The sequence below is a fragment of the Qipengyuania polymorpha genome, from assembly GCF_019711435.1.
Taxonomy (GTDB): Bacteria; Pseudomonadota; Alphaproteobacteria; order Sphingomonadales; family Sphingomonadaceae; genus Qipengyuania; species Qipengyuania polymorpha.
The window spans coordinates 325,934-346,316 of record NZ_JAIGNK010000001.1; the positions used below are offsets into that span (position 1 = coordinate 325,934).

The window sequence follows — 20,383 nt, forward strand, 5'->3', positions numbered from 1 at the left end:
CTACGGCTTTCACCATGCACGGCTTCGCTAATCCCAAACGGTTCCTCGCACTGGCGAGCTGGCTCACGCCGCTCCTGCTGGTGAGCGGGCTTGTGCTGACGGCGGGCGCGCTTTTCTGGGGCTTCACGCAGGTTCCGCCCGACCGGCTGATGGGCGAGACGGTGCGCATCCTTTTCATCCATGTGCCTACCGCCTGGCTGGGCATGGGCGGCTGGACCGCGATTGCTATTTCGAGCCTCGTCTTTCTCGTCTGGCGCCATCCGCTGGCGGCCATCGCCGCGCGGGGGGCGGCCGTGCCGGGGCTCATCTTCACGCTGATTTGCCTCGCGACCGGCTCCATTTGGGGCCGCCCGACATGGGGCACGTGGTGGGTGTGGGACGGACGGCTGACCTCGATGCTGGTGCTGGCGTTCCTCTATGTCGCCTATATCGCGCTCGCCCAGTCGGCAGAGCGTGAAGGCGTGTCGGCGCGCATCCCGGCCATTTTCGGCCTGCTCGGCGCGGTGAACATCCCCATCATCAACCGCAGCGTGGTGTGGTGGAACTCGCTCCACCAGCCGCCCAGCATCACCATGGGCAAGAGCGCCATCGATGGCATTTTCCTCGCTCCGCTACTGGTGGCAGTAATTGGCTTCTCGCTTATCTTCGGAGGTGTGGTGCTGGCACGTATGCGCGCTTTGCTCGCCGATATCCAAGCCGAAGCGCGCCTGCGACGCCGTGCGATGGAGGCCGACTGATGCGTGAAGCACTCGACCAGTGGACCTTCGTCTACGCAGCCTATGCCCTCGGCGTGGGCGGAACGCTGGCGATGATGGCGTGGAGCTGGCTGGCGATGAAACGTGCCGAGGCGCGGCGCGAGAAAGCACGCCAGCGATGAAGGCAAAACACCAGCGCCTCGTCCTCGTAGTCCTCGCCCTCGTCGCGCTGATCGGCGCGGCGCTGCTGGCGATTTACGCGCTGCGCAACCAGGCGAGCTATTTCTACCTGCCCGAGCAGATGGCCGAGAACCCGCCTGAAGTGGGGCAGGCCGTGCGCCTCGGCGGGATGGTCGCGCCCGGTTCGCTCGAGACGCAAGCCGATGGCATTACCGTGACCTTCACCGTGACCGGTCGCGAGCAATCCGCCGTCCCGGTGCGCTATGCGGGCATCCTGCCCGACCTCTTCGTCGAAGGTTCGGGTGTGGTGGCCGAGGGTCGGCTGTTGGCGGACGGCACCTTCGTCGCCGACAACCTCCTCGCCAAGCATGACGAGAATTACGTGCCGCGCGAGCTCGAAGGCATGAGCGAACACCAGGCCGCCGAGATGGCCGAAGAGACGACGGTCGGCCTCGAATGATCGCAGAAATCGGTCTTGCGGCGCTGTGGCTGGCGGCGGCTCTGGCGGTGCTGCAACTGCTCGGCGGTGTGCTTGCGCTGCGTGGCGGGACGACGAGCGATATCGCCGCTCTGACGCGGCCCGCTGCCATACTGCAGGGCGGATTGGTGGCGGTTTCCTTCGGCGCGCTGCTCTATGTTTTTGCGATTACAGACCTGTCGGTGAAGCTCGTCGCGATGAATTCGCACACGCTCAAACCGCTGATCTTCAAGTTGTCGGGCGCATGGGGCAACCATGAAGGCTCGATGCTGCTGTGGGTCACGGTAATGGCGCTGGCCGGCGCGCTGATTGCCGGTATCGAGCGGCGCCTGCCCGAAAGGACTATGCAGGCGACACTGGCCGCACAAGGGTTCGTAGCGCTCGGCTTCTACGCCTTCCTGCTCTTGAGTTCGAACCCGTTCGAGCGGCTTGCCCAGCCTGCGGTCGAAGGCCTCGGCCTCAACCCGCTGCTGCAGGACATCGGCCTCGCGCTGCATCCGCCGACGCTCTATTTCGGCTATGTCGGTCTTTCGGTGGCCTTCAGTTTCGCTGTCGGCGCGCTGGTGACCAAGCAGGTGACACCCGCCTTCGCGCGCGCGATGCGGCCGTGGATCCTCGGCGCTTGGGTGTTCCTCACCCTCGGCATCACAGCGGGCAGTTACTGGGCCTATTACGAGCTTGGCTGGGGCGGCTACTGGTTCTGGGACCCGGTGGAGAATGCCAGCCTCATGCCGTGGCTCGCCGCGACGGCGCTGCTTCACTCGGCGAGCGTGCTTGCCAGCCGTGACGCGCTGCGCGTGTGGACTATCATGCTGGGTGTGGTGGCGTTTTCCATGTCGATGCTCGGCACCTTCCTCGTGCGCTCGGGCATACTCACCAGCGTCCACGCCTTCGCCGTCGACCCGGAACGCGGGAGCTTCATCCTGTTCCTGCTGGCGCTCTATATCGGCGGGGCATTGCTGCTCTTCGCGCTGCGTGCGGGCGCGATTTCCGAAGGGGAGCGGTTCTCAGTCGCCAGCCGCGAGGGTGCGCTGGTGGTCAACAATGTGATGCTGAGCGCCATCCTCGCGGTAGTGCTGCTCGGCACGCTCTACCCTCTGCTGACCGAGGCCTTCGACGTGCGCGTCTCGGTCGGGCCGCCTTACTTCAATCCGGTGGGCGCCGTTTTCACCTTCCCGATGCTGGCAGTCATGGCTGTCGGACCGCTCCTACGCTGGAGGCGGGATGGCTTCGGTCGCCAGACGAAGGAACTGGCCCTTATCGGAGCCTTGCTCCTGAGCGGCCTCATCCTCTTCGCGCTGCTGTTCGGCATGGCAATCTTGCCGCTGCTCGGGCTGTCCATGGCCATCGCATTGGCCGTCGCGAGCTTCCTTCCCTTGAAAGGCCGCAAGCTGCGCCGTGTGCCCATCGAGACCTGGGGCATGGTCATCGCCCATTTCGGCATCGCTGTCGCGCTGTTCGGCATGGCGAGCGAAAGCGCATTCTCGACCGAAAAACTGGCGGCGCTGGAGGAGGGCGGCACCACGCAGGTCGGCCCCTGGAGTGTCCAGCTCCAAGCGGTTGAACCGGTCGCGGGCCCCAACTGGACGGCACTTTCCGGTCGCATGACGGTCGCCTATGATGGTGGTGAGCCGAGCGAGATAACGCCCCAGTCGCGCAACTTCTGGGCTCCGCCACAGCAGACTACCGAGAGTGTGCTGGTCACCCGCTGGAATGGCCAGCTCTATGCAGTGATGGGCGGCGACAGCAATGACGGCCGCTGGCAGCTGCGCCTGTGGTGGAAGCCCTTCGTCACCTTCATCTGGTACGGCGGTCTGCTGATCGCGCTGGGCGGTGTGCTCGCGCTGGTGGGCCGTGTGCGTAAGGATCTCAAGCGGCGCTTCGTGAAGCGCAGGGGCGCCGAGCGGCGCACGGAAATGGAGGAACTCGCATGAGCTGGCGCTTGTGGCTCCCCCTGATGGTGTTTTTCGGCTTCCTCGGGCTGGCCGCCTACCAACTGACCCAGCCAAGGGACGAAGCGATCAAGAGCGCGATGGTGGGCAAGGAACTGCCCTATTTCACGCTCCCGCCCGCCAGTCTCGAGCGGCCCGGCGTCGACAGCCGCTATTTTTACGACGGCAAGCCCAAGCTGCTCAACATCTGGGCGAGCTGGTGCCTGCCCTGCATCGCGGAAGCGCCCCAACTCGAGCAGCTGAAAGAGCAGGGTGCGGAGATTGTCGGTGTGGCTATCCGCGACAAGCCGACCGATGTGATGCGCTTCCTCTCGCAGCACGGCAATCCCTACACCCGCATCGGGCGTGACGACTTGTCCGAAGTGCAGCTCGGCATCGGTTCCTCGGGCGTGCCGGAGACATTCGTCATCGATGGCGAGGGCATCATCACCTACCAGCACATTGGCGACATCCGCCCCGAGCATGTGCCGGTCCTGCTCGAAGAATTGCGGAAGGCGGGCCGGTGAACGTGAGCGAAGCCCTCCGTTCGTGTCGAGCGAAGTCGAGACACACTGGTACAGGCGCATCTCGACTGCGCTCGATGCGAACGGCTGTTGCGATGATACTTGCGACGATGATCGCAATCCCGCTCGCCGCGCAGGACGGCGCGCCGCCCGCGCCCTATGCCTATCGCCAGCTCGATGATCCGGCGCAGGAAGCTGTCGCGCAGGAACTGATGGAGACCTTGCGCTGCCTCAAGTGCCAGTCGCAGTCGATTGCCGATAGCGATGCCTCGATGGCAGGCGACATGCGCCACCAGGTCCGCATCCGTATCGCAGCGGGCGACAGCCCCGAGGAAATCCGCCGTTGGCTGATGGACCGCTATGGCGACTACGTGAGCTACGAACCGGTGATGAGCGCGACCACATGGCCGCTGTTTGCCATTCCGGCGCTGCTGGTGGTCATCGCGGGCCTGCTCTTCTGGCGCCGCTTCCGGAGGCGCGCGTGAGCTGGATCCCCGTGATCGCGCTGGCCATCGTGTCGTTTGCCGCTGCGGTTTTCCTCATCGGAGTGAAAAAGGGCGGATGGGCGCTGCTGGGGGCGACGCTGCTGTTCGGTCTGACGGGCTACGCCCTGCAAGGCACGCCCGGCCTGCCAGCCGCACCCGGGACTGCGACCGAGAAACAGGCGGTCGACGGCGAGCTTCTAGTCAATGCGCGGCGCGAATATTTCAGCGATCCGCAGCTGCCCTCGCGCTGGATCATCACCGGCGATGGCTATGCGCGGCGCGGCAATTTTGCGCAGGCTGCGGGTTTCTATCGCAGCGCGACAGAGGAAAACCCGCGCGACCTCGAAGCCTGGCTGGCGCTGGGCATCGCGCTGGTCGAACATGCCGATGGCAGGCTGACCCCGGCCGCGCTGCTGGCTTTCGAGCGCGCGCAGCAACTCGACGAGGCCAATGGCGGCGCGCGCTATTTCCTTGGCATGTCGTGGCTGCGCAGCGGAGAGGCGGGACGGACGGTCGAATTGTGGCGCGAGGCGCTCGCCAATGCGCCCGAGGATGCCGAATGGCGCGAGTCGCTGGCCCTGCGGCTGCTGCGCCTCGAAGCACTCCTTGCTTCTGACCAGCCGGCTTCGGCCGGGCAAGACGGTCGGTAGCGCGTGCTCGCGCCAGATATTGCTACGCCCACGCCATGGTGCTAAGCGCCGCCACCTTGCAAGGGGGCAAGCCGCCTCGCAGCCAAGGTTTTGACCCCATGCGTCAGGTAACACCCACCATATGACCGAGGCGACTGCGCCGAATTCACCCGCTGCCAGCAGCGGAGAGAACGGCCATGGCGGGGGCCATGGTGCCTCGAAGGCTGCGCTGGCTGTCGGGGCAATCGGTATCGTCTTCGGCGATATCGGCACCAGCCCGCTCTACGCCTTCCGCGAGACTTTCGCGGGCGCGGCCAACATCGCCATCGACCGCATGCATGTGCTGGGCGTCGTCAGCCTGATTTTCTGGTCGATGCTGATCGTGGTGGCGCTGCAATATGTCACCATCCTGATGCGCGCCGACAACAAGGGGCAGGGCGGCAGCCTTGCGCTGATTGCGCTGATCAGCCGCCATATCGGACAGACCAAATACGCCTGGCTGGTCGTGCTGCTGGGCGTCTTCGCGACCTCGCTGTTCTACGGCGACAGCATGATTACGCCTGCAATCTCGGTCCTGTCGGCAGTCGAAGGGCTGACGGTGGTCGATGCAGGCCTGCAATCCTATGTCATCCCGATTGCGCTGGTTCTGCTGGTATGCCTCTTCGTGCTGCAGCAGAGGGGAACGGCCAAGGTCGGGGCCATGTTCGCGCCGGTGATGATAGTGTGGTTCACCACGCTGGCAGGGCTGGGGCTCAACCAGATTATCCAGCATCCCGACATCCTGTGGGCGCTGAACCCCTATTACGCGGTGATGTTCTTCGTCACCGACGGCTTCGTCGCCTTCCTTGCGATGGGCGCGGTGGTGCTGGCGGTAACGGGTTCGGAAGCGCTCTATTCGGACATGGGCCATTTCGGGCGCGGCCCCATGCGCCTGTCGTGGTTCGGCTTTGTGATGCCGTGCCTGCTGCTCAACTACTTCGGGCAGGGCGCGATGATTGCCAGCCTGCCGCCGGAGCAGGCCGCCGAAGTGGTGCGCAATCCGTTCTTCCTGCTGGCGAGCGAGGAATTCCGCCTCCCGCTGGTCATCCTCGCCACCGTGGCGACATTCATCGCCAGCCAGGCCGTCATCTCGGGCGCGTTCAGCATCACCCACCAGGCCATGCAGCTCGGCTTCATGCCGCGCATGACCATCCGCCACACCAGCGAAACCGAGGCGGGCCAGATCTACATTCCGGTCATCAACTGGGCGCTGATGGTGGCTGTGATCATCCTCGTGCTGACCTTCCAGAGCTCGTCCAACCTCGCCGCCGCTTACGGTATTGCGGTGACGGGTGCGGTGACGATCGACACGCTGCTGATGGGCGTGCTGTTCGTGGGCGTGTGGAAATGGAAGTGGTGGTACGCCGCGCCGGTCGTCATCTTCTTCCTGATTATCGACGGGGCCTATTTTGCAGCGAACCTGTTCAAGGTGCCGCAAGGCGGCTGGTTCCCGCTAGTCGTGGGCCTGATTGCCTTCACCCTGCTCACCACATGGGCGCGCGGGCGCAAGCTGATGCGCGAGCGCATGCACGAGACCGCGCTGCCCATCGAAATCTTCGCCAAGAGCGCGAAGAACTCCGCCACCCGCGTGCCCGGCACCGCCATCTTCATGGCCAGCCAGACCGCGGGCGTGCCATCCGCGCTGCTGCACAACATCAAGCACAACAAGGTGCTGCACGAGCGGGTCATCATCCTCACCGTGCTGATTGCCGACGCGCCCTATGTCGACGCCGACGAGCGCTGCGAAATCCACGACCTCGGCGACGGCTTCTACCGCGCCGTGCTGCACTATGGCTTCATGCAGGAAACCAACGTGCCGCAGGGGCTGAAGGAAATGGAACGCTGCGGCGGCGAGTTCGACATGATGCACACCAGCTTCTTCCTCAGCCGCCAGACGCTGCTGCCGAGCAAGAACCCCGGCATGCCCATCTGGCGCGAAAAGATTTTCGCATGGATGCTGAGGAACGCGGCGACCGCGATGGACTTCTTCCGCCTCCCGACCAACCGCGTCGTCGAGTTGGGGAGCCAGGTGGAGATCTAGAAGCTTCGGAACGACAGGGCAGGCCGTTCATAGGTTAGCCATGCGTAACCTGCTCACCTGCTATCGCTGGCCTCTGGTAACATTCATACTCACCCTGCTTGTCGGCTATGCTGCACGCTCGGCGATTGGGCGGGTCTACAGCGCGGCAGAAGCGGTCGACTTGCTTAACGCCCTGTCGCGAGCCGGGCTTTATCTCGGTTCAGCGATTGCCACGGCCTCGGCGACGATTATCGCGCTCATGTTGACACTGGTCGGAATGATCAGACGCATGGATGAGGATTTCGACCATGGCGCCTACCGCGACGTCGCGATGGTGGGGCGACTGTCGGCGATGACCCTGCTTGTCTCGCTCTTCCTGCTTATGGCATTCGCATTGCCAATCGGCGAGTTCGAGGAGTTGCCATCAGAATGGTTCGCCAATGTCTATAACGGCTTGTTTGCGGGCACGGTGGTGATGGTCGGGCTATCAGCAGCGACGGTCGTTCTGATCTACACGACGCTCTTGCGGGTGATGGCCAAGATTACTCCCGGCGGCGAGGTCTGATCAAGCGGTCGGAGGCTCGTCTTCGAGCACATCGTCCGTGTCCTCCAGCGAGAGGCCGTGCTTCAGCAGCATGGGGATCTGGCTGAAGGTGAAGAGGAAGGTCAGCGGCAGGAACACCCATAGCTTCGCCCAGAGCCAGCTTTCGAAGCTCATGGTGCGCACCATCACCTCGTTGAGAGCGGCAAGGGCGAAGAAGAAGAAACCCCAGTTGCGCGAGAACTTGAGCCAGCCTTCGTCGTTCACGCCCTCGAACGCCGCACCCAGCAGTACCTGCATCCAGGGCCGCCCGCGCAGCCATCCGATGACCAGTATCAGGCCGCACAGCGTGTAAATGGCGGTCGGCTTGAACTGGACGAAGCGCTCGTCCTGCAACCAGATGGTGAGCCCGCCGAAACCGACGATGAGCGTGGTGGACAATATCAGCATCGGGCTGACCTTGCCGAACTTCCATTTGCTGAAGACCAGTGCGACGACGGCGGCGACCATGAAAGCGATGGTTCCGTAGATAACCGCGGCAATTTCGCCGAAGGTCGAATCCGCGGGCGGCTGGTAGAGCTTGTAGACGCCGAGGAAGACCAGGAGCGGGCCATAATCGACAAGCGTATGCAGCCAGCCGGTGGGCTTCTTCGCCTTGGGGGCTTCGGTCTCGCTCATCACGCAATCCCCGCAATCACGCGCGCGACGAGATCCGGGTCGAAGGGGCGCAAATCGTCGATTTTCTCGCCCACGCCGATGGCATGGATGGGGAGGCCGTATTTCTCCGCCGCCTGCACCAGCACGCCGCCGCGCGCGGTGCCGTCGAGCTTGGTCATGACGAGGCCGGTGACGCCCGCGACTTCCTTGAACACGTCGATCTGGCTGAGCGCGTTCTGGCCGTTGGTCGCATCGAGCACGAGCACCACGTCATGCGGCGCCTCGGGGTTGAGGCGGCCGAGGACCTTCCTGATTTTCGCCAGCTCGTCCATCAACTCGCGCTTGTTCTGGAGGCGGCCTGCGGTGTCGACAATCAGCACGTCGGTGCCGATTTCGGTGCCCTTCTTGACCGCATCGAACACGATGCTTGCCGGGTCGCCGCCCTCGGGTCCGCGCACGATGGGCACGCCGACGCGGTCGGCCCAGGTCTGGAGCTGGCCGATGGCTGCGGCGCGGAAGGTATCGCCTGCCGCCAGCATGACGTTGTAATCGTCTTCCACGAAGAGATGCGCCAGCTTGGCGATGGTGGTGGTCTTGCCGCTGCCGTTCACGCCGATGACCAGCAGCACCTGCGGGCGCGGGAAGGCGGTAATTTCGAGCGGCTTGGCGACTGGGCGCAGGATGGCGGCGATTTCGTCTGCCACCGCCTGCTTCAATTCGTCGGCGCTGATTTCGAGGCCGAAGCGCTTTTCCTTCAGGCTCTCGCGAATGCGTGCAGCCGCCGCCGGGCCGAGGTCCGACATGATGAGCGCATCCTCGACATCGTCGAGCGTCGCATCGTCGAGCTTGGCCTTGGTGACCGCCTCGGCGAGGTTTTCGGTCAGGCGCTCGGAGGTTTTCTTGAAGCCGCCGAACAGGCGCTCGGTCCAGCTGGGTTTGCTCATGACAGGAGATTGTCCTCGAGGGTCGTGGGCGTCACGGTGACGATGGAGCCGCGCGGCGTGCCGGCTGGCAGTTTCACGCGGGCGAATTGGGGTGAATAGCCGGTCCCGTCGGCTTCGGCGAGGACCTGTAGCGGCTTATCGACGAGGGTGGCCAGCCACTCTGCACGCAGCTTGGCCACCTCGGCGCGCAGTTCGGCGGCGCGGCGCTTGGTGGTGGCGCGCTCGACCTGCGGCATGCGCGCGGCGGGCGTGCCGGGGCGCGGCGAATAGGGGAAGATGTGACCGTGAACGATGGCAAGCTCGCGGACGATCGAGAGATTGGCCGCGTGGTGCTCCTCGGTCTCGGTAGGGAAACCGGCGATGAGGTCGGCGCCGACGGCGAGGTCGGGGCGGCGGTTCTTCAGGCGCGCGACAAGGTCCACTGCATCGGCACGGAGGTGGCGGCGCTTCATGCGCTTGAGGATCAGGTCGTGGCCGTGCTGCAGCGAGAGGTGGATATGCGGCATGACGCGCGGCTCGGCGGCGAAGAGCTCGAACAGCTCCTCGTCCACCTCGATACCGTCGATCGACGACATGCGGATGCGGGTGAGGGCGGGGAAGGCATCCAGCACTGCACGCACCAGCGCGCCCAGCTTGGGGCTGCCGGGCAAATCATGGCCCCATGAGGTGACGTCCACGCCGGTCAGCACGACCTCGGCAGCGCCTGCATCCAGATGCGCTTCCACCTCGCGCAGCACCTCGGCGATGGTGAGCGAGCTGCTTGTCCCGCGCCCCTGCGGGATGACGCAGAAGGTGCAAGCGTGGTCGCAGCCGTTCTGCACGGCCACGAAGGCGCGGGTGTGAAGCGCGGGCACGGGCGGCGCGCTGGCGGGCACATTCCATGCGCGCGGGTCCAGCTTTGCCGTGTTGGCGATGAGGCCGTCGACCTCGGGCATGGCGGCAAGCTGCTCGCGCTCGATATCGGCGGCGCAGCCGGTGACCAGCAGGCGCGCGTCGGGATTGGCCTTACGCGCCTTGCGGATGGCCTGCCTGGTCTGGCGCACGGCCTCGCTCGTCACCGCGCAGCTATTGACCACGACAAGGTTGTCCTCGCCCGCCAGCATCGCGCGGATGCGCTCGCTCTCGGAGATGTTGAGGCGGCAACCGAGCGAGACGACCTCCGGCGCTTTGACGGGCGCGTTCACGCGAAATCATCCCATTCGAAGCTGCCCCGGAAGCTTTCGGTGGCAGGGCCGGTCATGCGGATCGAGCCGCCCGGTTGCCACGCGATTTCAAGTTCGCCGCCGGGCAGGGCGACCGTGACCGGGCTATCCACCAGCTTGCGGCGGATGGCGTGAACGGCGGTGGCACAGGCTCCGGTTCCGCAGGCGCGGGTGAGGCCTGCCCCGCGCTCCCACACGCGCAGGCGAATGCGGCCGCGGTTTTCGACCGTGGCGACATTGACGTTCACGCGCTCGGGGAAAAGCGAGTCGTTCTCGATCTCGGGGCCGAGCCGGTCCAGCGGGACTGCGTCGGTGTCCTCGACGAAGAAAATCACATGCGGATTGCCGACATTCACCGCGCCTGGATCAGCCAGCATTTCCCAGCTGACCGGCATGGAGAACGTGTCCATGGGGTACTCGAGCGGGATGGCGTCCCAGTCGAAGCGCGGCTCGCCCATGTCGACGCTTGCGCCGCCAGCGGTAGGGCTTGCGACCAGCAGGCCGCCCGAAGTCTCTATCCGCGCCTCGCTCCCGTGGAGCAGCGCCACCGCGCGCGTGGCATTGCCGCAGGCGCCGACCTCGCCGCCGTCGTGGTTGTAGATGCGCATGCGGAAGTCGGCCGTGTCGCTCGGCTCCAGCACGATAAGCTGGTCGCAGCCGATGCCGGTGTTCCGGTCGGCAATCGCCGCCGCGCGCGCCTTGTCCAGCGCGGGCAAATCCTGCGCGCGCGCGTCCAGCACGACGAAGTCGTTGCCGAGGCCGTGCATCTTGGTGAAGGAAACGCGCATTGTGTCCGCGCATCTAGGGTGCGCGAGGCGAAGCGTCCAGTGTCAGACCGCGCGGCTGCCGCCGTCTTTCTTGCGTGCGGTGTCGTTGTCGGCCTCGCCGACGACTTCCGCGATATCGCCTTCGCTGACCGTTGCCAGCCTGCCCTTTGTCTGGAGGCGTTCGAGAACCTTGTCGGCCGGTTCGGGGCGCCCGTAGTGATAGCCCTGGCCCTTCATCTGACCCCATTTCTTGAGCGCGGCGAGGATATCCTCGTCCTCGATGCCCTCGGCGGTAATCGGCATCTTCAGCCCATCGCTCATCGAGACGATGGCCTCGACCAGCTTGGTGTTCTGCTCCTCGCCCCTGAGTTCGCTGATGAAGCTGCGGTCGATCTTCAGTCGGTCGAAGGGCAGACTTTTCAGCTGCGAAAGGCTGGCATAACCGGTGCCGAAATCGTCGAGGCTGACCTTCACGCCCTGGTTACGCAGCGAGGTAATCATCGATCGAACCATGCCGATGTTCTCGTGCAGGCAGGTCTCGGTAATTTCGATCTCAAGGCGATGTGCGGGGAAACGGTGCTTGACCAGCAGCTTGAGGATTTTCTGCGCGAACCACGGGTCGCGCATCTGCACCGGCGAGATATTGACCGACAGCGTAAGCGCCGAATCCCACTCGCTCGCATCGGCGAAGGCCTGCTCGATAAGATGTTCCGACATCTCCGCGATAACGCCGATTTCCTCGGCGATCGGGATGAAGATATCGGGACCGACGAGGCCCATCTCCGGCGAATTCCAGCGCGCCAGCATCTCGAAGCCGACCAGTTCGCCCGAATCGAGGTCGATCTGCTGTTCGTAATAGGGGACGAACTCGCCCTTCTCGATGCCGCGGCGGATGCCGGCCTCGAGCTCGTTGCGGAAGCGCAGCTCGTTTTCCATCGGCGCTTCGAACCAGTAGAAGCGGTTCTTGCCCTGCTTCTTGGCGTGATACATGGCGATATCCGCCTTGTGCATCAGGTCGTGTGCCGGGTTGTCGGTGGGCTGGTCGTCGAGATTGAGCGAGCTGGCAAGACCGAGCGACACGGTAATGTCGATCGAATTGCCGTCATGCGGGACAGGCTTGGCGACCTGCTCGATCATTCGTGTCGCGAGCAGTTCGACCCGGTCCGCTGCATGGGCCGCATAGGGCAGGGCGCAAACGAACTCGTCGCCGCCCAACCGCGCCAACACGGCCTGGTCGGGAAGCTGCGTCAGGACCCGCCGCGCTATTTCGGTGAGGACGCTGTCACCCGCTGCATGACCATTGAGGTCATTCACCTGTTTGAAATTGTCGAGGTCGATGGCGATGACAGCTACTGCGCTCTCGCCGCCCTTCCTCTCGCCCAGCATGCCGGCGAGTTTTTCGGAGAAGCTGCGGCGGTTGAGGCAGCCGGTCAGGTCGTCGAGCTCGGCCAGCCGTCGGGCTTCCTGTTCCGATTGCTTGTGCGCATCGAGCTGGCCGTTCAGCGCCTTGTAGCGGTGCCAGCCGAGCAGGATCAGCGCAATATTCAGCAGCAGCGCATTGGCGAGGATGACATCCGGCCCTTCGGCCAGGCCGCGCCATGCGCGCATGATCGTCGGCATGACCGTGCCCGCCGTGCCCACGAACAGGACAATGGCGGCAAAGGCGATACCCAGCGTCATCCAGTCGTGCTTGCGATACGCGGAAAAGCCGCCGCTCTTGCGGACGTCCTTTCCTCGATCTGGCAATGGCTTAAGAGGCAAGAGACCCCCCGGACTTCTTTCACTTCGCCCCGGGTATCGTGACAAGGCTAAAAACCGGTTAATCGGGCAATAGATCAGTTGCGCTCTGGCCAGCCGCAGGGGCGCTCGCTAACCAGCGGCGCAGGACACGAACAGACCCGAGGAGATGTGCACCCATGGCCCGCTATTGGCTGATGAAATCCGAACCCTTCAAATACAGCTGGGATGATCTCGTCGCCGAGAAGGAGGGGACCTGGGACGGCGTGCGCAACCATCGGGCCAAGAACAACCTTGCCGCCATGGAAGTCGGCGACCAGGCATTCTTCTACCACTCGCGCGAGGGGCTGGAGATTGTCGGCATCTGCGAGGTCAGCGTGGCCGGGATTACCGATCCGACCGATCCGGAAGGCAAATGGGCCGCGGTGAAGGTCGTGCCCAAGACCAAGCTGCCCTCGCCTGTCACGCTCAAGCAGATCAAGGCCGAGCCGCAGCTGGCGGATTGCGAACTGGTGAAGCTGTCGCGCCTGTCGGTGGCCGAAATCAAGCCCGAGGAATGGTCGATCATCCTCGAGATGGCGGGCATCTAGGCTTCGTCGCAAGGGCGTGTCGTCTGGCCGTAACCGGCCGGAACGCGTGTGCTGGATTGCCTTTTATCTCCCTGTAAGCGCGCCGCTTTTCAGGCGCAACCAGACTACAGGAGAGGCCCGATGGGCGAACTGACAGAGAAGATCAAAGGCAACACCAACGAAGCCATCGGCAATCTGAAGCAGCAGTCGGGTGATCCCGAAACCCGCGCCGAAGGCCGCCAGCAGGAACAGAAGGGCGAAGCCCAGCAGTTCAAGGGTGAAGTCGAAGGCGAACTCGGCAACGACATCTGACGCCGGACGCCAAGCTGAATTACAGCGAGGAAGGGCCGTCTCCTGATCGGGAGGCGGCCCTTTCGCTCGTCCTATTTGCTGCGCAGTCCGCTGACCGTTGCGCCGCTGGCGGCGAGCTGCTCGATATCGATGTGGCAGTGGATGAGGCGCAGGCCTCCGCGACCTTCGGCAGCCACGAGCGCATCCTTGAATTCCTGCGTGGTCTTTGCAGTGGCCGACCAGCCGCCATAGGCGCTCGCCAGCGCGGCGAAGTCGGGATTGGCGAGCCGGGTGCCGCTGATGCGGTCCTCGCCGGGGAACTCGCGCTCCTGGTGCATGCGGATGGTGCCATAGGCCGAATTGTCGACCACGATGACGATCATGTTGGCATCGTGCTGGACGGCAGTGGCGAGTTCCTGGCCGTTCATCATGAAGTCGCCATCACCCGCCACGGCGACGACGGTGCGCTGCGGGAAGCGGAGTGCGGCGGCGACTGCTGCGGGGACGCCGTAGCCCATCGCGCCGCAGGTGGGCGCGAGCTGGGTCGGGTAGCCCTCGTAACGCCAGTAGCGGTGCCACCAGCCGGCGAAATTGCCCGCGCCGTTGCAGATGATGGTGTCGGCAGGCAGCGTGTCGCGCATGAACTGGACACACTGCCCCATGTCGAGAGCGAATTGCTGGGCGGGGTGGGCGGTGGCCCAGCTTTGCCATTCGGCATGCGCCTCGGCCCCGGCATCGAAGTCGATGGTGTCGCCATCGTTCCACAGGGCCGCGCTTTCGGCAAACTCGTCCATCTCGGCGCAGATGGCGAGGTCGGCCGGGTAGACGCTGTTGAGCTCGTTCGGGTCGGGGTGGACGTGGATCAGCCTGCGCTCGGCATCGACCAGCGGCGGAACGGTGTAACCATCGGTCGTCGCCTCACCCAGCCGCGCGCCCACGGCAAGCACGAGGTCGGCGTTCTTCACCCGCTCGACCAGCTTGGGGTTGGGGCCGTAGCCGAGGTTGCCGGCGTAGACACGGCTGGAAGGCGAAATCGCGTCCTGGCGGCGGAAAGCGGTCGCCACGGGGATACCGAGACGCTCGGCGAAGAGCTGGAAATGCTCGCGCGCCTTGGCGTTCCAGCCCGCGCCGCCAATGACCGCCACGGGCGAGGCCGCATCGGCAATCAGCGCCATCATCGCCTGCATCGCGTCGGGGCAGGGGGCCTGTGCGGGGCGCTCGACTCGGTTGCGGGGTGCAGCCTCGGTGTCGCGGCTGAGCATGTCTTCGGGTAGCGCCAGCACGACCGGACCCGGACGGCCCGAAATCGCGGTGGCATAGGCGCGGGCGACATATTCGGGGATGCGGTCCGCCGAATCGATACGCGCGGCCCATTTGGCGATGGGGCCGAAGAAGGCGGCGAAGTCCACCTCCTGGAAACCCTCGCGGTCGCGCATCTCGCTGTCGACATCGCCGACGAACATGATCATCGGCTGCGAATCCTGCATCGCGACGTGCACGCCGATGCTGGCGTTGGTCGCGCCGGGACCGCGGGTGACGAAGGCGACACCGGGGCGCTGGGTCATGGCTCCGTCGGCGCAGGCCATCATCGCGACTCCGCCTTCCTGGCGGCAGGTGACGAGGTCGATCTGGTCCTGCTGGCCGAGCGCGTCGAGAACCTGGAGGAAGCTTTCGCCCGGAACGGTGAAAATACGCTCGCAGCCTTGTTCGATGAGGCAGTCGACGAGCAGCTTGGCGGCGGCGGGAGTGGGTCGCGTGGTCATGGAGCAGGCGGTTAGCGGGGCGGAAGCGCTCGTGCAATCGAATGCGAGCCGGTTCCCGATTATCCCCAGCTTGCCGAGTCCCTGTCTCGAATTGATACGGCCTTGATTTGCGGGGAAACCGAAAGTTAAAAAACCGTTAATAGGGCATCATGAGACGCGCCCTAGTACTCTCGAACGAAGCCGCCCGCCACTGGATGCGGGCCAGCTTGCCGCAACGCCGCCGGATGTTTGCCGACGTCCCGCAGGGCACCGTGACCGACTGGAAGGTCACCGCCAACGACGTGCGCGGTGTCGCGACGACCTATTTCGCGACCGTCGCGGCCGTTCTCGCCTTCATCATTTAAGGACTAAGCAACTGCCGCGGCGCGCTCGGCCTCGAGCAGCCTGCGGCCGAGCCATGCCGATATCAGGCACATGGCGGCGCTGATGAGGACCTGTTCGACAATCGGCACGCCAGCCGCGCTCATCGCCATCGCAGCGAGCGAGCCCAGCACCATTGCGCCCGAATTGACGATATTGTTCGCTGCAATCGTGCGCGAAGCCTTATGCGATTCCACCCGCGTGGTGAGGAAAGCGTAAAGCGGGACCACGAACATGCCTCCCGCGACCGCTATCCCGAGCAGGCATAGCAGGATGACGCTGGCAAGCGGCCATGCGAGGAAGCCACTCACATCAAGCAGCTCGGCTGGCTTGTCGGCCTCCCAAACCTTGCACACGGCATAGAATGCGACAACGAACGCGCCCATCGCCAGCACCGATTGCGGGGCATAGCGCGCCGAGACCTTGCCCTTGAGCAGCGCCCCCACCGCGACAGAGCCGATGGCGACCCCGACCGAGAAGACGACGAGGAAGATGCTCGCTACTTCCTTGCTTGCCATGATGACGTTCTTGGCGAGCGGCGGGAACTGGATGAACAGCACCGCACCGATGGTCCAGAAGAAGCTGATCGCGAGGATGGCGTAGAAGACCTCGCGATTGTGGGTGGTCTCGCGCACCAGTTTCACCGAGGCGCGCAGGATGTGCCAGTCGAGCTTTTCGACCTCGCCCTGCGCGGGCGCATCGGGCACCTGCCTCGCGACCAGATAGCCGACGATCGAGGTGAGGATGATGCCCACCGCCGCCGCCTCGACCGGAATCCAGCCGGCGAGGATGGTACCTGCAAGGATGGCGATATAGGTCCCAGCCTCGACCAGCCCGGTGCCGGCCAATACTTCTTCCTTGCGCAGGTGTTGCGGCAGGATGGCGTATTTGATGGGGCCGAGGAAGGTCGACTGGATGCCTGTCATGAAAAGGGCCAGCAGCATCAGCAGGATGGGGAAGGTGGTCTCGATACCGAAAAGGTTCACCGGCATCTCGAAACCGCGCCATGCGAGGTAGAGGCCGGTCGCGCCAATCAGCATGAGCAAGATCTCGAAGGCCTTCACCTTCCGGATAATGGCCGCCTTGTCGCGCATGTCGGCAAGTTGTCCCGCCAGCGCAGACAGCACGAAGAAAGGCAGGATGAACAGTCCCGACGCGACGGCCGAGAACATGCCTTCGGCCTCCTCCGAATTGTAGATCTGGTAGACCACGAAGAGCACCATCGCGGTCTTGTAGAGATTGTCGTTGAAGGCGTTGAACAGCTGCGTGACGAACAGCGGCAGGAACCGCCTGGTGCGCAGCAAATGCGTGCTAGTGAACATGGACCCCCATTACGAAACCTTCCGTAAGGGAAGCATTGGTAGAGACATCGAAGCGGCGGACAACCCCGCTTGCCATCTTTTGCGGCAGGACGAATGTCGTTAGGGAGCCATTCTAGAGAGATGCTGAACCTGCCCAACATCCTGACGCTGTCGCGCATCGTGGCGATTCCCCTGCTGGCCTTCCTCTTGTGGTGGCCGGGCTGGGAGGCGGGCTATCTGATGGCCTTCGCGCTCTACTGCGCCATGGGCATCACCGACTATTTCGACGGCTACCTCGCCCGCACCAGCGGGACGGTGTCGAAGCTTGGTATCTTCCTCGATCCCATCGCCGACAAGATCATGGTCGCCGCAGTCATCCTCGTGCTGGCGGCACAGGGCGTGCTGCGCGGGCCCTACGTGGGCGATGCGCATGTGATTGCCGGGCTGATTATCCTCGTCCGCGAGATTGCGGTGTCGGGCCTGCGCGAATTCCTCGGCGGGCTGCAGGTTTCGGTTCCGGTCAGCCGGCTGGCGAAATGGAAAACCACCTTCCAGCTGCTCGCGCTGGGCTCGCTTATCCTCGGGCAGGGGCTGCCCGACTGGAATGTGATGGTTGGCATGGTCGAGGCCAATGTTCCGCACACGGTCGGATTGATAACGCTCTGGGCAGCTGCCGTAATGACCGTGATTACCGGCTGGGATTACTTACGGGTCGGCTTGAAACATATGGATTAAGGCGCGTTGCCTTAATTAATCGACGAAGCGAGGCAACCGCACGATGCAACGCGTGTTGCATGGTAAACCTTTTCTCAACCACTCGCGTTTAGACAGTAAGTCATGAGCGCAACCCTTCATATGCTTCTCGGCCTGCTCCTCAAGTTCGGAGCAGTGGCCATGGTGTTCAACGAGGTTCGAGGCCTGATCCTCGCTGCCCCGGTGCTCTATGGCATGTGGGCATCCGGCGGGACCGGCATGGCAATTTACCTCGGCGTTTGCGCCCTCGGAGGCATCGCTCTCAGCGTCATCGTCCCGCTTTTCGCTTACAAGAAGCTGGACAAATACGTGAAGTCCAAGAAGCCAGCCGAACAGCCCGCCTAACCGGCGCGCAATTCTTCTGCCAACAATTCGAAATCTTCCCGGCGCGGTGAATTCTTGCGCCAGATGAGCGCAATCTCGCGGCTCGCCTGTTTCGACTTCAGGGGGCGGGCGACGACCTCGGTTCCCTTCAGGATTCCGGCCTCCACCGCCATTTGCGGCAGCATGGTTAGACCAAGCCCGTTGTCGACCATCTGCACCAGCGTGTGCAGGCTGGTGCCGATCATCGTGGTCGAGCCGCGCAGTTCGGGCCGGTTACAGGCCGCCAGCGCATGGTCCTTAAGGCAATGCCCGTCCTCGAGGAGCAGCAGGCGGCCATCGTCGATCATGTCTGCGCTGACCATTTCCGGCGGGTCGCGCGGGTCGTCCTTGGGGAAGGCGACGTAGAGCGGATCGTCGGCGATATGCGCCTTGTCGACCTCGCCGGTTGCGAAGGGGAGGGCGAGCAATACGCAATCTACCCGTCCGTGCTGGAGCGATTCGACCGCATCGTGGCTGGTCTCCTCGCGCAGGAAAAGCTCGAGATCGGGCCGCTCCTTGCGCAGCCGCGGCAGGAAGCGCGGGAGCATGAACGGCGCGATGGTGGGGATCACGCTCATGCGGAGCTGTCCGGCCAGCGGCTTGCCCGCGGCCTGCACGAGGTCTGCGAGTTCCTCGGTCTCGCGCAGTACGCGGTGTGCCTTCTCGACCACCTGGTTGCCCAGTGCCGTGAAGCGCACGACCCTTCGACTGCGCTCGACCAGTGTCACGCCGAGCAGCGATTCCAGTTCGCGTATGCCCGCCGACAGCGTCGATTGCGACACGAAGCTGGCCTCGGCCGCGCGACCGAAATGGCCGTGCTCGTGCAGCGCGACGAGATATTGCAGCTGCTTGAGGGTGGGGAGGTAGGTGCTCACCCGGCCTCTGCTTCCGTAATGACCTCGTCCTGTGCTGCCGCCATCATCCCTGCGTGGACATCATCGACATGGGTCATCAGCAGCTTGCCGTCCTTCACCGCAAAGGCGAGGCGGCCCTCGACGAGTTCGAGCGCGTCCTTGCCGAACACCTCGTAACGCCAGCCTTGCAGGATGGGCAGCTTGCGCACCCCTGCGGCGAGCGCTTCCATCTCGTCGGCCCGTGTCAGCAGCCGCGAGGCGACATCGATTTCGCGGGCGCGGATCTTGAGCAGCAGCTTGAGGAGGTCGGCCACCAGCGCGCCCTCCTTGCCCAGCGGCGCACCGCGCTTGGGTTTTTCGGGCATTTCGTCCTTGGGCAGCGGTTCGGCCTTGTCGATCACCTTCATCAGGCGCTTGCCGATGTCGTTGTCCTTCCACGCGTTGGAAAGCCCGCGCACCTTGGTGAGGTCGCCCTGCTTCTTGGGCGGATGGCTGGCGATGTCGGCCAGCGTTTCGTCGCGCATGATGCGGCCGCGCGGGATGTTCTTGTGCTGCGCTTCGCTTTCGCGCCACGCGGCGAGCGCCTTCAGGCGGCCGAGCACAGCGGGATTGCGCCCGGGCGAGCGGATGCGCTTCCATGCGAGCTCGGCATCGTTGGCATAGTTCGCCGGGTCGGCGAGCTTTTCCATTTCCGCATCGAGCCAGCCGCCGCGGCCGGTCTTGATGAGCTTGTCGAGGATCTTCGGGAAGATCTTCGAAAGATGCGTCACGTCGCCGATGGCGTATTCGATCTGGCGGTCGGTCAGCGGACGGCGGCTCCAGTCGGTGAAGCGCGCGCCCTTGTCGATGGTGAAGCCGAGCCAGCTGTCGACGAGATTGGCATAGCCTATCTGCTCGTTCTGGCTGATGGCCATCATCGCGATTTGCGTGTCGAAGATGGGATGCGGCGTCTTGCCGGTGAAGTTGTAGACAATCTCGACATCCTGCCCGCCAGCGTGGAAGACCTTGAGGACGTCCTCATTGTCGCACAGCAGGTCCCACAGCGGCTGGAGGTCGATGCCGTCGGCCAGCGGGTCGATGGCGGCTGCCTCTTCCTCATTCGCAATCTGCACCAGGCACAGTTCGGGCCAATAGGTGTTCTCGCGCATGAATTCGGTGTCGACGGTGACGAAATCGCTCTTCGCCAGGCGCTCGCAAAGCTCTGCGAGGGTGTCGGTATCGGTAATCAGATCATGTATTTTCATCGTATCATTTCTGTCGTTCGAGCGGAGTACCGCTCCCGCACCATTGGCAGACCTTG

At 64.1% G+C, this 20,383-nt stretch carries 23 protein-coding genes; 14 read left to right on the top strand and 9 right to left on the bottom strand.

Features of this window, described 5'->3' with window-relative positions:
* Window positions 1-14: 14 nt before the first annotated feature.
* The 9 genes from ccmC (at window position 15) to K3152_RS01645 (ending at window position 7,546) form a co-directional block, all read left to right on the top strand.
* A complete protein-coding gene (gene ccmC, locus K3152_RS01605) occupies window positions 15-737 on the top strand; it encodes a heme ABC transporter permease CcmC (RefSeq protein ID WP_221572341.1) in 723 nt (240 codons plus the stop codon).
* Window positions 737-877, top strand: coding sequence for a hypothetical protein (locus K3152_RS01610; protein ID WP_221572342.1), 141 nt, complete (start codon window positions 737-739; stop codon window positions 875-877). The genes ccmC and K3152_RS01610 overlap by 1 nt, the downstream gene beginning before the upstream one ends.
* Window positions 874-1,335, top strand: coding sequence for a cytochrome c maturation protein CcmE (gene ccmE / locus K3152_RS01615; RefSeq protein ID WP_221572343.1), 462 nt, complete (start codon window positions 874-876; stop codon window positions 1,333-1,335). Before K3152_RS01610 ends, ccmE begins: the two co-directional genes overlap by 4 nt.
* The gene (locus K3152_RS01620; protein ID WP_221572344.1) at window positions 1,332-3,287 is read left to right on the top strand and encodes a heme lyase CcmF/NrfE family subunit; all 1,956 of its coding nucleotides are present in this window, start codon (window positions 1,332-1,334) and stop codon (window positions 3,285-3,287) included. Before ccmE ends, K3152_RS01620 begins: the two co-directional genes overlap by 4 nt.
* Window positions 3,284-3,811: a DsbE family thiol:disulfide interchange protein gene (locus tag K3152_RS01625; RefSeq protein WP_221572345.1), complete on the top strand. Its 528-nt coding sequence runs from the start codon at window positions 3,284-3,286 to the stop codon at window positions 3,809-3,811. The genes K3152_RS01620 and K3152_RS01625 overlap by 4 nt, the downstream gene beginning before the upstream one ends.
* 92 nt (window positions 3,812-3,903) lie before the next feature.
* Complete coding sequence (locus K3152_RS01630; RefSeq protein WP_247713108.1) at window positions 3,904-4,293, top strand: cytochrome c-type biogenesis protein; 390 nt, start codon at window positions 3,904-3,906, stop codon at window positions 4,291-4,293.
* Window positions 4,290-4,943: a tetratricopeptide repeat protein gene (locus tag K3152_RS01635; RefSeq protein ID WP_221572347.1), complete on the top strand. Its 654-nt coding sequence runs from the start codon at window positions 4,290-4,292 to the stop codon at window positions 4,941-4,943. Before K3152_RS01630 ends, K3152_RS01635 begins: the two co-directional genes overlap by 4 nt.
* Window positions 4,944-5,064: 121 nt before the next feature.
* Window positions 5,065-7,002, top strand: coding sequence for a potassium transporter Kup (locus tag K3152_RS01640; protein WP_221572348.1), 1,938 nt, complete (start codon window positions 5,065-5,067; stop codon window positions 7,000-7,002).
* A gap of 40 nt (window positions 7,003-7,042) precedes the next feature.
* Window positions 7,043-7,546: a hypothetical protein gene (locus tag K3152_RS01645; RefSeq protein ID WP_221572349.1), complete on the top strand. Its 504-nt coding sequence runs from the start codon at window positions 7,043-7,045 to the stop codon at window positions 7,544-7,546.
* Here the strand turns inward: K3152_RS01645 and K3152_RS01650 are convergent, their stop codons facing one another.
* Genes K3152_RS01650 through K3152_RS01670 form a run of 5 tightly spaced genes read right to left on the bottom strand, consistent with a single transcriptional unit; the run spans window position 7,547 to window position 12,838 of the window.
* A complete protein-coding gene (locus K3152_RS01650) occupies window positions 7,547-8,200 on the bottom strand; it encodes an inner membrane-spanning protein YciB (RefSeq protein WP_221572350.1) in 654 nt (217 codons plus the stop codon).
* Window positions 8,200-9,123 (bottom strand): signal recognition particle-docking protein FtsY, encoded by a 924-nt coding sequence (gene ftsY / locus K3152_RS01655; RefSeq protein ID WP_221572351.1) that lies wholly within the window; start codon window positions 9,121-9,123, stop codon window positions 8,200-8,202. Before ftsY ends, K3152_RS01650 begins: the two co-directional genes overlap by 1 nt.
* The gene (locus K3152_RS01660; protein ID WP_221572352.1) at window positions 9,120-10,307 is read right to left on the bottom strand and encodes a MiaB/RimO family radical SAM methylthiotransferase; all 1,188 of its coding nucleotides are present in this window, start codon (window positions 10,305-10,307) and stop codon (window positions 9,120-9,122) included. Before K3152_RS01660 ends, ftsY begins: the two co-directional genes overlap by 4 nt.
* On the bottom strand, window positions 10,304-11,113 hold the full coding sequence (gene dapF, locus K3152_RS01665) for a diaminopimelate epimerase (RefSeq protein ID WP_221572353.1): 810 nt from the start codon (window positions 11,111-11,113) through the stop codon (window positions 10,304-10,306). The genes K3152_RS01660 and dapF overlap by 4 nt, the downstream gene beginning before the upstream one ends.
* A 42-nt stretch (window positions 11,114-11,155) precedes the next feature.
* On the bottom strand, window positions 11,156-12,838 hold the full coding sequence (locus K3152_RS01670) for a putative bifunctional diguanylate cyclase/phosphodiesterase (protein ID WP_247713110.1): 1,683 nt from the start codon (window positions 12,836-12,838) through the stop codon (window positions 11,156-11,158).
* 170 nt (window positions 12,839-13,008) lie between these two features.
* On the opposite strand from K3152_RS01670, the gene K3152_RS01675 reads away from it, so the two are divergent.
* Both K3152_RS01675 and K3152_RS01680 read left to right on the top strand, forming a co-directional pair.
* Window positions 13,009-13,419 carry an EVE domain-containing protein gene (locus K3152_RS01675; protein ID WP_221572354.1) on the top strand — a complete coding sequence of 137 codons (411 nt, stop codon included), beginning with the start codon at window positions 13,009-13,011 and terminating at the stop codon, window positions 13,417-13,419.
* Window positions 13,420-13,539: 120 nt separating this feature from the next.
* Window positions 13,540-13,710 (top strand): CsbD family protein, encoded by a 171-nt coding sequence (locus tag K3152_RS01680; RefSeq protein ID WP_221572355.1) that lies wholly within the window; start codon window positions 13,540-13,542, stop codon window positions 13,708-13,710.
* 71 nt (window positions 13,711-13,781) lie between these two features.
* Here K3152_RS01680 and K3152_RS01685 read toward each other — a convergent pair whose 3' ends face one another.
* Complete coding sequence (locus tag K3152_RS01685; RefSeq protein ID WP_221572356.1) at window positions 13,782-15,452, bottom strand: thiamine pyrophosphate-binding protein; 1,671 nt, start codon at window positions 15,450-15,452, stop codon at window positions 13,782-13,784.
* Window positions 15,453-15,601: 149 nt separating this feature from the next.
* Between K3152_RS01685 and K3152_RS01690 the strand changes: the two genes are divergently transcribed.
* The gene (locus K3152_RS01690; protein ID WP_221572357.1) at window positions 15,602-15,796 is read left to right on the top strand and encodes a hypothetical protein; all 195 of its coding nucleotides are present in this window, start codon (window positions 15,602-15,604) and stop codon (window positions 15,794-15,796) included.
* Between the two features lie 3 nt (window positions 15,797-15,799).
* Here K3152_RS01690 and K3152_RS01695 read toward each other — a convergent pair whose 3' ends face one another.
* A complete protein-coding gene (locus K3152_RS01695; RefSeq protein WP_221572358.1) occupies window positions 15,800-17,134 on the bottom strand; it encodes an MFS transporter in 1,335 nt (444 codons plus the stop codon).
* Between the two features lie 120 nt (window positions 17,135-17,254).
* On the opposite strand from K3152_RS01695, the gene pgsA reads away from it, so the two are divergent.
* Both pgsA and K3152_RS01705 read left to right on the top strand, forming a co-directional pair.
* Window positions 17,255-17,848: a CDP-diacylglycerol--glycerol-3-phosphate 3-phosphatidyltransferase gene (gene pgsA, locus K3152_RS01700; RefSeq protein ID WP_221572359.1), complete on the top strand. Its 594-nt coding sequence runs from the start codon at window positions 17,255-17,257 to the stop codon at window positions 17,846-17,848.
* A 102-nt stretch (window positions 17,849-17,950) separates the two neighbouring features.
* Window positions 17,951-18,211 carry a hypothetical protein gene (locus K3152_RS01705; protein WP_221572360.1) on the top strand — a complete coding sequence of 87 codons (261 nt, stop codon included), beginning with the start codon at window positions 17,951-17,953 and terminating at the stop codon, window positions 18,209-18,211.
* Here K3152_RS01705 and K3152_RS01710 read toward each other — a convergent pair.
* Complete coding sequence (locus K3152_RS01710) at window positions 18,208-19,104, bottom strand: hydrogen peroxide-inducible genes activator (RefSeq protein ID WP_221572361.1); 897 nt, start codon at window positions 19,102-19,104, stop codon at window positions 18,208-18,210. The two genes, K3152_RS01705 and K3152_RS01710, sit on opposite strands and share 4 nt — an antisense overlap.
* Window positions 19,101-20,327: a ribonuclease D gene (gene rnd / locus K3152_RS01715; protein ID WP_221572362.1), complete on the bottom strand. Its 1,227-nt coding sequence runs from the start codon at window positions 20,325-20,327 to the stop codon at window positions 19,101-19,103. The genes K3152_RS01710 and rnd overlap by 4 nt, the downstream gene beginning before the upstream one ends.
* Between the last annotated feature and the right edge of the window lie 56 nt (window positions 20,328-20,383).

Excerpts from the sequence above, each read along its gene's own strand:
- dapF (WP_221572353.1), bottom strand. The coding sequence starts at position 11,113 with ATGCGCGTTTCCTTCACCAAGATGCACGGCCTCGGCAACGACTTCGTC.
- K3152_RS01640 (WP_221572348.1), top strand. The coding sequence starts at position 5,065 with ATGACCGAGGCGACTGCGCCGAATTCACCCGCTGCCAGCAGCGGAGAG.
- K3152_RS01705 (WP_221572360.1), top strand. The coding sequence starts at position 17,951 with ATGAGCGCAACCCTTCATATGCTTCTCGGCCTGCTCCTCAAGTTCGGA.
- K3152_RS01645 (WP_221572349.1), top strand. The coding sequence starts at position 7,043 with ATGCGTAACCTGCTCACCTGCTATCGCTGGCCTCTGGTAACATTCATA.
- K3152_RS01680 (WP_221572355.1), top strand. The coding sequence starts at position 13,540 with ATGGGCGAACTGACAGAGAAGATCAAAGGCAACACCAACGAAGCCATC.
- pgsA (WP_221572359.1), top strand. The coding sequence starts at position 17,255 with ATGCTGAACCTGCCCAACATCCTGACGCTGTCGCGCATCGTGGCGATT.
- K3152_RS01625 (WP_221572345.1), top strand. The coding sequence starts at position 3,284 with ATGAGCTGGCGCTTGTGGCTCCCCCTGATGGTGTTTTTCGGCTTCCTC.
- K3152_RS01695 (WP_221572358.1), bottom strand. The coding sequence starts at position 17,134 with ATGTTCACTAGCACGCATTTGCTGCGCACCAGGCGGTTCCTGCCGCTG.
- K3152_RS01690 (WP_221572357.1), top strand. The coding sequence starts at position 15,602 with ATGAGACGCGCCCTAGTACTCTCGAACGAAGCCGCCCGCCACTGGATG.
- rnd (WP_221572362.1), bottom strand. The coding sequence starts at position 20,327 with ATGAAAATACATGATCTGATTACCGATACCGACACCCTCGCAGAGCTT.
- ftsY (WP_221572351.1), bottom strand. The coding sequence starts at position 9,123 with ATGAGCAAACCCAGCTGGACCGAGCGCCTGTTCGGCGGCTTCAAGAAA.
- K3152_RS01620 (WP_221572344.1), top strand. The coding sequence starts at position 1,332 with ATGATCGCAGAAATCGGTCTTGCGGCGCTGTGGCTGGCGGCGGCTCTG.
- ccmE (WP_221572343.1), top strand. The coding sequence starts at position 874 with ATGAAGGCAAAACACCAGCGCCTCGTCCTCGTAGTCCTCGCCCTCGTC.
- K3152_RS01685 (WP_221572356.1), bottom strand. The coding sequence starts at position 15,452 with ATGACCACGCGACCCACTCCCGCCGCCGCCAAGCTGCTCGTCGACTGC.
- K3152_RS01675 (WP_221572354.1), top strand. The coding sequence starts at position 13,009 with ATGGCCCGCTATTGGCTGATGAAATCCGAACCCTTCAAATACAGCTGG.
- ccmC (WP_221572341.1), top strand. The coding sequence starts at position 15 with ATGCACGGCTTCGCTAATCCCAAACGGTTCCTCGCACTGGCGAGCTGG.
- K3152_RS01610 (WP_221572342.1), top strand. The coding sequence starts at position 737 with ATGCGTGAAGCACTCGACCAGTGGACCTTCGTCTACGCAGCCTATGCC.
- K3152_RS01650 (WP_221572350.1), bottom strand. The coding sequence starts at position 8,200 with ATGAGCGAGACCGAAGCCCCCAAGGCGAAGAAGCCCACCGGCTGGCTG.
- K3152_RS01630 (WP_247713108.1), top strand. The coding sequence starts at position 3,904 with ATGATACTTGCGACGATGATCGCAATCCCGCTCGCCGCGCAGGACGGC.